Raw genomic sequence first — 11604 nt, forward strand, 5'->3', positions numbered from 1 at the left:
CCCCGAGGGCGCGGCCTTGTTGCGGGCACCGGGCGCGGCGCTCAGATTTCGTCGAGCGCTTCGATTGCCTTTTGCAGATCGTCCTTGCTGATTTCCTTTTCGCTCACCTTGGCCCCGGCGACGATGAAATCAATCACCTTGTCCTCGAAGATCGGGGCGCGAAGCTGTTGCTGCATCTGCGGATTCTTCTGCACATATTCGAAGAAGGCGCGTTCCTGACCGGGGTATTCGCGCGCTTGCGCCAATACTGCCTGGGTCATTTCGGCGTCGGTCACCTCGATCTTCTCGTTGCGGCCAAGCTCGGCCAGCAGAAGCCCAAGGCGGACCCGGCGCTCGGCAAGTTTCTTGTGCTCGTCGGTGGGCTCGATGGCTTCGTGGTGGTGGCCATGGTCATCGGGGTGTTCCTCGTGCCAGAGCGAATGCGCAATCTGCGCCGCCTCGGCATCAAGCAGGCTTTGCGGCAGGTCGAACTTCACCCGCGCATCAAGCTGGTCGAGCAGCGCACGTTTGAGCAGCGCCCGCGCGGCACCCTTGTATTCGGCCTCCAGTCGTGCCGCGATTTGCAGCTTGAGCGCGGCGAGGTCATCGGCACCGTAGCGCTTGGCCAGCGCATCGTCGATTTCGGCGGGCTTCGGGGCGCGCACGGCTTTGACCGTGCAGGCGAAAACCGCATTCTTGCCAGCCAGATGCGCGGCACCGTAGGTTTCCGGGAAGGTCACGTTTACCGAAACCTCGTCACCCGCCTTGGCCCCGACAAGCTGCGCCTCGAAGCCGGGAATGAACGAGTTGGAACCAAGCACCAGCGGATAATCTTCGGCCGCGCCGCCCTCGAAGGCTTCGCCATCGACCGTGCCCTTGAAGTCGATCGCCACCTGATCGCCGTCCTTGGCCTTGGACCCCTTCTTGCGGTCCTCGAAGTTCTGCGCGTTCTTGGCGAGGTTTTCGAGCGCCTCGGTTACTGCCGCGTCGTCGGCCTTGACGGTGACCCGTTCAAGGCTGATGCCCGAAAGCTCCACCGCGGGAATTGCGGGCAAGGTTTCGTACGATACCGCGACGACGAAATCCTGGCCCTCTTTCCAGGCTTCGCCATCGACCATCTCGACCTTGGGCTGCATCGCCGGCCGGTCGCCGCTGCTTGAAAGATGGTCCTGCATCGCGCCGTCGATGGTTTCCTGCATCGCCTCGCCGAGGATCTTGCTGCCGAACTGCTTGCGCAGCAGCGCCATCGGCACCTTGCCCTTGCGGAAGCCCTTCATCTCGACCTCGGGGGCGGCCTCGGTGAGCTTTTGCGTCACTTTCGCGTCGAGCTCGGCGGCGGTCACGGTGATCGTGTAGCCGCGCTTGAGGCCTTGGTTGAGGGTCTCGGTGACCTGCATGGGGGGTTCCTCTGTTCTGGTGGCCGCCTCGCGCGGCTGGTGCTAAATCAGCCGCCCTTCTATTGGGCGCGCGCCTTGCTGGCAAGGCGAAAAGGGCGGGCTTGCGCGGCACCGCCGCGGCGCGGTTTCAACCCGTCCGCCGCCGCAGCCTGAGCCCCAGATAGCGCCCGCCGCGCAGCACCAGCCGCGAGAGTTCGAGCCAGAGCCGATAGGGCAGCACGGTCAGATAGCGCCAGCGCGGCAGTTTTGATGCCTTCACGCCGTGCTGGATCTGGGTGGCAAGCCCGGTTTGCTGGTTGACCGGAAGCGGTTCGACAAAGACCGCGCGCAGGCCCGCAAGATATTCCAGATCGAAGGCGATATCCCAGGCGAGCCGCATCGGCACCAGCCGCCCGGTGATCCAGCGCGCGGCGCGGCGGTTGATGACATAGGCCCCTGCCCCCTTTTCGCGAAACAGCGCCACCGCCAGTTGCCGGGTCGGGGTGATCTGGGCAAAGCGCAGCTTGGGTCCGTCATTGACGCTGGAGAGCCGCAGAATATCCCAGTCGGCACCGGCCCGGATCGCGGCACCAAGAAGCTCGGTCAGATCGGCAGGCAGTTCCGCGTCATCCTCGAAGATCAGCGCGTGCTCCGCCGTTCCGGCAAGCAGCCTGCGGGCACATTCGACATGGCTGAGGTAGCAGCCGACCTCGGCGGGCACGATGCGCCGCCCGTGCAGATACTTGTACGAGGCGGCGCTGAATTCGGGCATCGGAAAGCGCAGGCTTGCCCCATCGACCGCAGGCACCCGCACGAACGGGATTGCCGCGGCATCAAGCTGCGTGGACATCAGCGCGAGCCTTTCGGTCGCGCGGTCGAGGTTGATCAGGAACACATCAATCTCGGTCTGGCTGTCGGGCAGATACATGCGGTGCCTTTGCTTTGCCCGGGCGATTATGCAGATGCCGCCCCTGCGCCCAAGCCCCCTTCTTGCGGCGCTGCCGAAATGTATGGCGGCGAAGCCAGCGCCGGGTGCGGATTGGTGCGGATGAAGGGACTCGAACCCCCACGCCTTGCGGCGCCAGAACCTAAATCTGGTGCGTCTACCAGTTTCGCCACACCCGCAACACCGGCCGCTCTAGCAGCCTATTGGCCACGAATCGAGGGGGCCGCCGCAAAAAAGCCTCGCCGTTAACCGTATCTTGGCCTATTGTGCAGAAAAAACAAAAGGCAGGTCAGGCAGGATATCCCCATGTCGCAGATGACACCGGGGCGTGACGCAGGGGTAGCCCCCGGCGTTCGCCAGAATGAGCAGGCAGCACAGCACCAATCCGCCATCGCGCAAGGCGCGGGCATCCTGACGCTTGACGGGCTGTTGCCGGTCGAGTTTCTCAACCCCGGCGACCGGATCGTGACGCGGGCGGGGGCGATGCGGTTGCGCGCGGTGCATGTGCGCCCGGCGAAAGGGCAGCTGATAAGGGTCGCGCCATCGGCGCTTGGGCATGACCGGCCCGGGCAGGCGCTGCTGCTTGCCCCCGAGACCGAGGTGCTGGTGCGCGACTGGCGCGCCACAGTGATGTTCGGCAAGCCGCAGGCGATGGTCGCGGTGTCGCGGCTGGTCGATGGCGACTATGTTGCCCGCGTCGGCAAGGCCCGGACCCGGCTTTACACGCTCGAATTCGACAGCCCGCAGGTGGTCTATGCCGACGGGGTCGAGGTCGGCTGCGCCGCAGTGCGCGCCGAGGTGGTGACAGCAGCGGCCTGAGTGTGCCAGGCGCAGCGGGTGGCGATTTCGCCACTGGCGGGCAGCGCGGGTGGAAAGCTTCGCATGTGTCAGGCTTGGCGGGTGGCTGTCCGCGCAGGTGACTGGATTTGTCGCTGGCAGGCTTTGCGGGTGGCAGGCTGTGCGGGTGACTGGATTTACCGCTGGCGGGCTTTGCCGCTGGCAGGCTGCGCGGGTGGCGGGCGGCGCGCGGCAGTTTCGGCATTGGCCTGCGCGCGCCTTGGCCCGGCGTGTGGTGGCCGCCAACCGCCTGTCAGCAAGCCATGCTGCACAGCACCCCGGGCAGCGCTTCGGGCAGGTCTTCGGCGATCAGGCCGGGGCCGAAGGCGCGGGCGCATTCGACATGCAGGAAGGCTGCGGTTTCTGCCGCCTGCATCGGTGCGCCACCGCGCGCCAAGAGCCCGACGATCAGCCCCGCCAGCACATCCCCCGCCCCTGCCGTGGCAAGCCAGGGCGCTGCACGCCCATAGGCCGCGGCGTTGAGCGAGGCGACCCCGGAGGCCTCGGCGATAACGGTATCGGCCCCTTTCAGCAGCACCGTGCAACCTGCGCGCGCCGCCGCCGCCCGGGTCGCATCGACCTTCGAGATTTCCCGCGCGGCGAGTTTGGCGGCAATATCGGGAAAGAGCCGGGCGAATTCACCCGGATGCGGGGTCAGCACGGTGGCGGGGTGCAGAAACTCGAAAAGCGCCTGCGGCTCGTCGGCAAAGGCGGTGAGCGCATCGGCATCGAGCACCGTCGGGCGCTTTGACGCAAGCGCCACCGGCACCAGTTCGCGCGCCCGCGCCAGCCCGAGGCCGGGGCCGAGCAGCAGCGCGTTGAGCCGCGCATCACCAAGCACGCCGCGCAAGGAATAGCCATCGGCGAGCGCCAGCACCATGACCGCGTCGAGCCTTGCGGCGTTTTCGGCCAGCGCCGCCTGCGGGCAGGCGAGCGTCACCAGCCCCGCGCCGACCCGCAGCGCGGCGCGGGAAGCGAGCCGCGCCGCGCCGCCCTTGCCCGCGCCGCCGGCAAGGATCAGCGCATGGCCGTGCTGGTATTTATGCGCGCGCGCGGATTTGGCGAGCGGCATGGTCGGGGCCTCGATCAGCCGCAGCGGCCGGGCGGCGCGCGGCGCGGCCTCCGGCAGGGGTATTTCAGGCGAAGAAGAAAGCCCGATGTCGGCCAGCACCAACCTGCCGCAGGCCTCGGGGCCCTCGGCGAGGTAGTGGCCGGGTTTGGCGGTGTGGAAGCTGACGGTGAGGCTGGCGGAAAGCGCGGGTTCGATGCGGCTGCCGGTGTCGGCGTCAAGCCCGCTTGGCAGGTCGATGGCAACGAGCCGGGGGGGCCGCGCGCGGAGCGCCTCGGCCTGTGGCGTTGGTGGCATCGGGCGGGTCATGCCGATGCCGAACAGCGCGTCGATGACAAGATCGAAGGCGGCGGGGTCGAATTCGGCAAAGGCGGCAACCGGGCCGAGCGCGCGCCAGCGGGCGCGCATGACCTCGGCATCGGCGGGCATCCGCTCCGGCGCGGCATACGCGAACACCGCCACCGCCCAACCCGCCGCTTGCAGAAGCCGCGCCACCACGAAGCCATCGCCGCCGTTGTTGCCGGGCCCGCAGAGCACCGCGGCGCGGGTCGGGGCGGTATCGGGCCATTCGGCGGCGATGGCGGCCACCACGGCAGCCCCCGCGCGCTCCATCAATTCCAGCCCGGTGACGGTGCCGGAGGCGATCGCTGCGGCCTCGGTGGCGCGCATTTGGGCAGTTGTCAGCAGATCGGCCATGGTTTTGCCTGCAAGGTTCGCTGTCAGCCCAGATTTCGGGCGTTTTGCACAAAAATTAGGCGGCGCATTTGGAATCCCGGCTTGGGCGCGCCGCAGCCCCAGCCTAGCGGATTGCCCCCCGGGAATGAAAGTGGTCAGAGGGGTCGGAACCAATTGAGGCGGGGAATCGCGGGCCATGAAAAAGATCGAGGCGATCATCAAGCCGTTCAAGCTCGACGAGGTCAAGGAAGCGCTGCAAGAAGCGGGAATTCAGGGCCTGAGCGTGATCGAGGTAAAGGGCTTCGGGCGCCAGAAGGGCCATACCGAGCTTTACCGCGGTGCCGAATATGTGGTCGATTTCTTGCCCAAGGTGAAAATCGAGATGGTGCTGCCCGATGAGTTGGTCGAGGCGGCCATTGAAGCGATCGTCGGCGCGGCCCGCACCGAGAAGATCGGCGACGGCAAGATTTTCGTCTCGTCGGTGGAACAGGCGATCCGGATCCGCACCGGAGAAACCGGCGACGAGGCACTTTGAAATTCGGGCGTGCCGCGCGCGCGCGCGCCCCGCGACATACTCTAGCGAAAGGGTGAGACCAAGATGAGCGCTGTTAGCAAGGCTCTGGAACTGATCAAGGACGAGGAGGTCGACTATGTCGACATCCGCTTTACCGACCCGCGCGGCAAGTTGCAGCATGTGACGCTTTGCGCCGATCTGGTCGATGAGGACTTCTTTGAGGAAGGCTTCATGTTCGACGGCTCCTCGATTGCCGGATGGAAGTCGATCGACCAATCCGACATGAAGCTGATGCCCGATGCGAGTTCGGTGTATCTTGACCCGTTCTATGCGGAAAAGACGCTGTGCGTGCATTGCAACGTGGTCGAGCCAGACACCGGCGAGGCCTATAGCCGCGATCCGCGCGGCACCGCGCAGAAGGCCGAGGCCTATCTCAAATCGACCGGGATCGGCGACATCTCCTATTTCGGCCCGGAAGCCGAGTTCTTCATTTTCGATGACGTGCGCTATTCGGTCACCCCGGCCAAGGTCGGCTACCAGATCGATGCCGATGCGGCGGCGTGGAACACCGATGCCGAATACGAGATGGGCAACCAGGCGCATCGCGCCGGGCACAAGGGCGGCTATTTCCCGGTCAACCCGATCGACGAGGCGCAGGATTTGCGCGGCGAAATGCTGAGCACGATGAAGCGCATGGGCATGAAGGTGGACAAGCACCACCACGAGGTTGCCACCTGCCAGCACGAGTTGGGGATGATTTTCGGCGGGCTCACCGAGCAGGCCGACAACATGCAGAAATACAAGTACGTCATCCACAACGTCGCCCATGCCTATGGCAAGACCGCGACCTTCATGCCCAAGCCGATGAAGGGCGACAACGGTTCGGGCATGCATGTGAACATGTCGATCTGGAAAGACGGCAAGCCGGTTTTCGCCGGTGACAAATACGCTGACCTGAGCCAGGAGGCGCTGTGGTTCATCGGCGGCATTCTCAAGCACGCCAAGGCGCTCAATGCGCTGACCAACCCCGGCACCAACAGCTACAAGCGGTTGATCCCCGGTTTCGAGGCCCCGGTGCTGCGCGCCTATTCGGCCCGCAACCGCTCTGGCTGCGTGCGTATTCCATGGACCGAAAGCCCGAAAGCCAAGCGTGTGGAAGCCCGCTTCCCGGACCCGAGCGCCAACCCCTACCTGTGCTTTGCGGCGCTGCTGATGGCCGGGCTTGACGGCATCAAGCACAAGATCGACCCCGGCCCGGCCTCGGACAAGGACCTGTACGATCTGCCCGCCGAAGAACTGGCCTCGATTCCGACGGTCTGCGGTTCCTTGCGCGAGGCGCTTTACGAGCTGGAAAAAGACCACGACTTCCTGCTTGCGGGCGACGTGTTCACCAAGGACCAGCTTGACGGCTATGTGGCGCTGAAGTGGGAAGAGGTTTACGCCTATGAACACACGCCGCACCCGGTGGAATACCAGATGTACTATTCCTGCTGAAAGCAGCAACAATACTTGCCAGGGGCACCTTCGGGTGCCCCTTTTGCATGCGCAACCAAAGAGCGACAGTGTTCTTGAATTAACCACAATCGCATCCAACTGCGGGCATAATCGCACGGCATACCTCCAATCAGACGATCATGGAGAGTCTCATGTCAGGCGAGCCCGTAACGACCTTTGTGGCAACACTGCTGTATCGTGAAACAATGAGTGACGGTTTCCTGCAAATCGTCGCCGAGTTCAACGAGGCGTTCCGCAACCGGCCGCAGCTGCCCTATTCCTTTGACCGTCCCTATGACGATTTCGCGGTGTTCGACATCGACGGCGCGCATATCGTGGTCGCGCATGGCGATACCGCCGAGCCGGGTGCGGCGCGCGGCGCGCAGGACCGCGCGGTGGTGGCGCTGGCGATCAGCGCGGCAGTCGGCAAGGATGAGGCGCTGGTGCCGCGCTTTCAGCGGTTGTTGCGCTCGATCGTCGGGCGCATCCAGCGCCCGTTTCCCGCCGAGGCGGTGCTCTGGTCGTCGCATGACGGCGGCTTTGACCCCGATGCTTTCGATGCTTTAGTGAGCGCGGCTATGCGCAGCGGCGCGACCGACATGGGCGCGACCGGCATGGGCGATGCCGTAGCCGACGCGCAGCCCGAGGCGGCGGCCGAAACGGTGCCCATGCCCGAACCGGCACCCGTGGCCGAGGCGGCTGCGCCGGAAACCAACGTCGCCGCCAAGATGGAAGCGGTGGAAGCCGCAGCGCGGCCCTTGCACCCGACCACCGCCGCGCCCGAGCAAGGGCGGCCAAAGCGCCCGCGCAACCGTTTTGCCCCGGTCGAGGATGTGGTCAGCGGCCTCGCGAGTCCCGGCACCTCGCCGGTCGCCGCGGCCGATGCGCCAAAACCGGAAACGGTGGCCAACAGCCTGCCCGATGTGCCGCAGCCGATGCTGAGCGAGGCGGCGCGCATCCGGCTTGCGCTATACCCCGAACCCGAGGTGCTGCCACCGCAAAAGGCACCTACCGTGCAGCGGGTGACGATCTACACGCTCAACACCGCGCTCATTCTGGTGGCGATGCCGGTGGGGGTGGCGGTGCTGACCTACAACGTGCTTGGCCGGGAAAGCATGACCACCACGGCGCGCAGCGTGGCGCTGGCGGGGTTTGGCGTGGCATTCGCCCACACCACGACCATCGGGCAGGCGCTTTTGGCGTTTATCTGAGGCCGCGCTGCGGGCTTTTGGGCAATTTCGGGCCGGGCGGCTTGCCTGGCGTGGGCCTGCGGGCTACACCGCCCGCGACCCCGCTCGCGAAAGGCCCAAGCCATGATCCCGCGCTATTCCCGCCCCGAAATGGTGGCCCTCTGGTCGCCTGAAACCCGGTTTCGCATCTGGTTCGAGATCGAGGCGCATGCCTGCGATGCGCAGGCAGCACTTGGGGTGATACCGAAGGCCAATGCCGAGGCGGTGTGGAAAGCCAGCGATGCCAGCTTCGACGTAGCGCGGATTGACGAGATCGAGGCAGTCACCAGGCACGACGTGATCGCGTTCCTCACCCATCTGGCCGAGATCGTCGGGGCCGATGCGGCGCGGTTCGTGCATCAGGGCATGACCAGTTCCGACGTGCTCGACACCGCGCTGAACATCCAGCTGGTGCGTGCCGCCGACATCTTGCTCGCTGGGGTTGACCGGGTGCTGGCGGCGCTGAAAGCGCGGGCGTTCGAGCATAAAATGACCCTGCGCATTGGCCGCAGCCACGGTATTCATGCCGAACCCACCACGATGGGGCTGACCTTCGCGCGATTTTACGCCGAAATGGCGCGCAACCGGGCGCGGCTGATCGCGGCGCGCGCCGAGGTGGCGACGGGGGCGATTTCGGGCGCGGTCGGCACCTTCGCCAATATCGACCCGGCGGTGGAAGAGCACGTCTGCAAGATGCTCGGGCTGACGCCAGAGCCGATTTCGACCCAGGTCATTCCGCGCGACCGGCATGCGATGTATTTTGCCACGCTGGCAGTGATTGCTTCGGGCATCGAGAACGTGGCGCTGGAAATCCGCCACATGCAACGAACCGAGGTGCTGGAGGCGGAAGAGTTTTTCAGCCCCGGCCAAAAAGGTTCCTCGGCGATGCCGCACAAGCGCAACCCGGTCCTGAGCGAAAACCTGACCGGGCTGGCGCGGCTGGTACGCATGGCGGTGATCCCGGCGCTGGAAAACGTGGCGCTTTGGCACGAGCGCGACATTTCGCATTCCAGCGTTGAACGCGGCATCGGGCCGGATACCACCATCACCCTCGATTTCGCCCTGCACCGGCTTGCCGGGCTGGTTGAAAAGCTGGTCATCTACCCCGAGAACATGTTGAACAATCTCAACAAGTTCAAGGGTCTGGTGATGAGTCAGCGGGTACTTCTGGCGCTGACCCAGGCCGGGGTTTCGCGCGAAGACAGCTATCGGCTGGTGCAACGGAACGCGATGAAGGTCTGGGAACGGGGGGCCGATTTCAAGACCGAGCTCTTGGCCGACGCAGAGGTGACCCGCGCACTCAGCCCTGCCGAGATCGAGGAAAAATTCGACCTCGGCTACCACACCAAACATATCAACACGATCTTTGCGCGGGTGTTCGGGGCGTAATCACGCAGGCTTGATGCGACGTTATGCCGCGCCTGTGGTGAACTGAGGTCCGGGTTCACCATCAAGGAGGCCACGATGAAACCGCTGAAGATCGTTGCGACACTGGTGCTGGTGCTGTTTCCCTTTGCGGCAATCGCCGAGGAATGCAACGGCGACCATGTTGCCGAAAACCTGATCTGCCCGGGCACGCTCAGCCAGGCCCTGCCGGGCGGTGGCTGTGTGATTTCCGGCTGACCGCAAGCGCAACGTAACACCGCCTTAACCGCCGCCTGCAATGCTTGGCCCTGATGGATCTGGCATCTGGGGCGGCAGTGAACGCGGTAGCATCGATCAACACGGCCGGGGGGCATCCGGCCCTTTCCCCCGGTCGGGCGGCTTTGACCCGGCAGCAGAAAGCGGCGGTGATCGTGCGGCTTTTGCTGGCCGAAGGCACCGCATTGCCACTGGCGCAGCTTTCCGATGAGGTGCAGACGGCGCTCACCGAACAGATGGCAACGATGAAGACGATCGACCGCAGCACCCTTGCTGATGTGGTCGAGGAATTCTGCCAGACCCTGGAAGAGGTGGGGCTTGCGTTTCACGGCGGGCTTGATGGCGCGCTCTCGATCCTTGGCGGCCACCTTTCCGCCAGTGCAGCCAACCGGCTGCGCCGGATCGCCGGGTCCGCCTCGCGGCTTGACCCGTGGCAACGCATATCCGGGCTCTCGCAAGATCAGCTTTTGCCGGTGCTGGAAGAGGAAAGCACCGAGGTCGGCGCGGTCATGCTTTCCAAGTTGTCAGTAGCCAAGGCTGCTGAATTGCTGGGTAAATTGCCCGGCGACAAGGCGCGGCGAATTGCCTATGCGGTATCGTTGACCGGCAATGTTGCCCCCGAAACGGTGCTGCGCATCGGCCATTCGCTTGCCGCCCAGCTTGACGCCGTGCCGCCCAAGGCATTCGATTCCGGCCCGGTAGAGCGGGTTGGCGCGATTCTCAACTTTTCCGCCGCCGCTACACGGGATGCCGTGCTCAGGGGGCTGGAAGAGGAAGATGCGGTCTTTGCCGAACAGGTGCGCAAGGCGATTTTTACCTATACCAACATCCCGAAGCGGATCGATGCGCGCGATGTGCCGAAGATTCTGCGCAACATCGACCAGGCGGCATTGGTTACCGCGCTCGCCGGGGCCAAGGGCGAAGATGTGAAAACCTCGGAGTTCATCCTTGCCAGCATTTCGCAGCGCATGGCAACCAACCTGCGCGACGAAATGGCCACGCTCACCAAGATCAAGGACCGGGACGCGGAAGAGGCCATGGCCGCCGTGGTTGCCGCGATCCGCGAGATGGAAGCTGCGGGCGAGCTATTCCTGATCGCGGAGGACGAGGGTTAGGGCCGCAAAACCCCGGCCTCGGGTTTCTGCCGCCCGGATGCCGCAGGTTCCGCCTGCGGGTGGCAAAGGCCGCTATCGGTGAGCCCGCGTTTCGTCGCAAGGCGCGCGGGCGGCGCGGTTCGGCAAGATCGCGCGCGGGCGGCGGCGGGCGCAATGGCAGCTGCCTGCCGCGCGCCGCCGCCCCAAGGGCGTGACAGGCTACACCGTCGCCGCCGGATCGTCTATCGTCGCGCCAGAGCAGACCGGGGTGGTCGGCGGGCGCATCGGCAGCCCGCGCGCCGAGTGTGCCAACACATGGGTTCGCTGGCGCGCGACCGGTCTGGCGGGCGCGGGCGGGCGGTCAGCAAACGAGGGGCGGCATGACCGATCGCATCGCATTCTGGCTTGGCCTCGCCATCGTCGCGGGACTCGGGCTTGACCTTGCCCTTGTCGGCACCGGGCATCTGCTGCTGATCGGCGCAAGATTCATCGATTTCATCGATTACCTGGCCTTCTGGCGTTAGCGGGCACGCCATGGGGTTGACCTTTGTGCCGAAATTACGAAGTTAGCGGCGAATGCGCCAAGCCTGGCGCGGCACCTCAGGAGGGCGCGATGACAGTAAAAGTTGCAATCAACGGCTTTGGCCGGATCGGCAGGAATGTGCTCCGCGCGATCATCGAATCGGGGCGCAATGACATTCGGGTGGTGGCGATCAACGACCTTGGCCCGGTCGAGACCAACGCGCATCT

At 65.2% G+C, this 11604-nt stretch carries 12 protein-coding genes and 1 tRNA gene; 9 read left to right on the top strand and 4 right to left on the bottom strand.

All coding sequences use genetic code 11. From position 1 onward, the window contains the following. Positions 1-41: 41 nt before the first annotated feature. The 3 genes from tig to Q8J98_RS07135 all read right to left on the bottom strand — a co-directional run bounded on the left by tig (position 42) and on the right by Q8J98_RS07135 (position 2480). The gene (gene tig / locus Q8J98_RS07125; protein ID WP_305293744.1) at positions 42-1376 is read right to left on the bottom strand and encodes a trigger factor; all 1335 of its coding nucleotides are present in this window, start codon (positions 1374-1376) and stop codon (positions 42-44) included. A 127-nt stretch (positions 1377-1503) separates the two neighbouring features. Beyond that, on the bottom strand, positions 1504-2283 hold the full coding sequence (locus Q8J98_RS07130; RefSeq protein WP_305293745.1) for a glycosyltransferase family 25 protein: 780 nt from the start codon (positions 2281-2283) through the stop codon (positions 1504-1506). 112 nt (positions 2284-2395) lie between these two features. Continuing rightward, positions 2396-2480, bottom strand: a tRNA-Leu gene (locus Q8J98_RS07135). A 127-nt stretch (positions 2481-2607) separates the two neighbouring features. On the opposite strand from Q8J98_RS07135, the gene Q8J98_RS07140 reads away from it, so the two are divergent. Then, on the top strand, positions 2608-3120 hold the full coding sequence (locus tag Q8J98_RS07140) for a Hint domain-containing protein (RefSeq protein WP_305293746.1): 513 nt from the start codon (positions 2608-2610) through the stop codon (positions 3118-3120). Positions 3121-3391: 271 nt separating this feature from the next. Here the strand turns inward: Q8J98_RS07140 and Q8J98_RS07145 are convergent, their stop codons facing one another. Continuing rightward, a complete protein-coding gene (locus tag Q8J98_RS07145; protein WP_305293747.1) occupies positions 3392-4903 on the bottom strand; it encodes an NAD(P)H-hydrate dehydratase in 1512 nt (503 codons plus the stop codon). A 175-nt stretch (positions 4904-5078) separates the two neighbouring features. Between Q8J98_RS07145 and Q8J98_RS07150 the strand changes: the two genes are divergently transcribed. The 8 genes from Q8J98_RS07150 to Q8J98_RS07185 form a co-directional block, all read left to right on the top strand. Next, positions 5079-5417: a P-II family nitrogen regulator gene (locus Q8J98_RS07150; RefSeq protein WP_305293748.1), complete on the top strand. Its 339-nt coding sequence runs from the start codon at positions 5079-5081 to the stop codon at positions 5415-5417. Positions 5418-5480: 63 nt separating this feature from the next. Beyond that, on the top strand, positions 5481-6890 hold the full coding sequence (glnA, locus tag Q8J98_RS07155) for a type I glutamate--ammonia ligase (protein WP_305293749.1): 1410 nt from the start codon (positions 5481-5483) through the stop codon (positions 6888-6890). Between the two features lie 152 nt (positions 6891-7042). Beyond that, complete coding sequence (locus Q8J98_RS07160; RefSeq protein ID WP_305293750.1) at positions 7043-8101, top strand: hypothetical protein; 1059 nt, start codon at positions 7043-7045, stop codon at positions 8099-8101. Positions 8102-8203: 102 nt separating this feature from the next. Beyond that, on the top strand, positions 8204-9508 hold the full coding sequence (gene purB / locus Q8J98_RS07165) for an adenylosuccinate lyase (protein ID WP_305293751.1): 1305 nt from the start codon (positions 8204-8206) through the stop codon (positions 9506-9508). A 75-nt stretch (positions 9509-9583) separates the two neighbouring features. Continuing rightward, entirely contained in the window at positions 9584-9742 is a 159-nt protein-coding gene (locus Q8J98_RS07170) for a hypothetical protein (protein WP_305293752.1), read from the top strand. 53 nt (positions 9743-9795) lie between these two features. Continuing rightward, positions 9796-10875, top strand: a complete 1080-nt coding sequence (locus tag Q8J98_RS07175; RefSeq protein ID WP_305293753.1) for a flagellar motor switch protein FliG — start codon at positions 9796-9798, stop codon at positions 10873-10875. A gap of 359 nt (positions 10876-11234) precedes the next feature. After that, complete coding sequence (locus Q8J98_RS07180; RefSeq protein ID WP_305293754.1) at positions 11235-11378, top strand: hypothetical protein; 144 nt, start codon at positions 11235-11237, stop codon at positions 11376-11378. Between the two features lie 89 nt (positions 11379-11467). Beyond that, the coding region (locus Q8J98_RS07185; RefSeq protein WP_305185107.1) for a glyceraldehyde 3-phosphate dehydrogenase NAD-binding domain-containing protein at positions 11468-11604 on the top strand (137 nt) is incomplete at its 3' end.

Origin of the sequence: Phaeovulum sp. (genome assembly GCF_030684035.1) — a bacterium.
Lineage (GTDB): Bacteria > Pseudomonadota > Alphaproteobacteria > Rhodobacterales > Rhodobacteraceae > UBA6213.

Excerpts from the sequence above, each read along its gene's own strand:
- Q8J98_RS07140 (WP_305293746.1), top strand. The coding sequence starts at position 2,608 with ATGTCGCAGATGACACCGGGGCGTGACGCAGGGGTAGCCCCCGGCGTT.
- Q8J98_RS07130 (WP_305293745.1), bottom strand. The coding sequence starts at position 2,283 with ATGTATCTGCCCGACAGCCAGACCGAGATTGATGTGTTCCTGATCAAC.
- Q8J98_RS07170 (WP_305293752.1), top strand. The coding sequence starts at position 9,584 with ATGAAACCGCTGAAGATCGTTGCGACACTGGTGCTGGTGCTGTTTCCC.
- glnA (WP_305293749.1), top strand. The coding sequence starts at position 5,481 with ATGAGCGCTGTTAGCAAGGCTCTGGAACTGATCAAGGACGAGGAGGTC.
- tig (WP_305293744.1), bottom strand. The coding sequence starts at position 1,376 with ATGCAGGTCACCGAGACCCTCAACCAAGGCCTCAAGCGCGGCTACACG.
- purB (WP_305293751.1), top strand. The coding sequence starts at position 8,204 with ATGATCCCGCGCTATTCCCGCCCCGAAATGGTGGCCCTCTGGTCGCCT.
- Q8J98_RS07160 (WP_305293750.1), top strand. The coding sequence starts at position 7,043 with ATGTCAGGCGAGCCCGTAACGACCTTTGTGGCAACACTGCTGTATCGT.
- Q8J98_RS07150 (WP_305293748.1), top strand. The coding sequence starts at position 5,079 with ATGAAAAAGATCGAGGCGATCATCAAGCCGTTCAAGCTCGACGAGGTC.
- Q8J98_RS07180 (WP_305293754.1), top strand. The coding sequence starts at position 11,235 with ATGACCGATCGCATCGCATTCTGGCTTGGCCTCGCCATCGTCGCGGGA.
- Q8J98_RS07145 (WP_305293747.1), bottom strand. The coding sequence starts at position 4,903 with ATGGCCGATCTGCTGACAACTGCCCAAATGCGCGCCACCGAGGCCGCA.
- Q8J98_RS07175 (WP_305293753.1), top strand. The coding sequence starts at position 9,796 with ATGGATCTGGCATCTGGGGCGGCAGTGAACGCGGTAGCATCGATCAAC.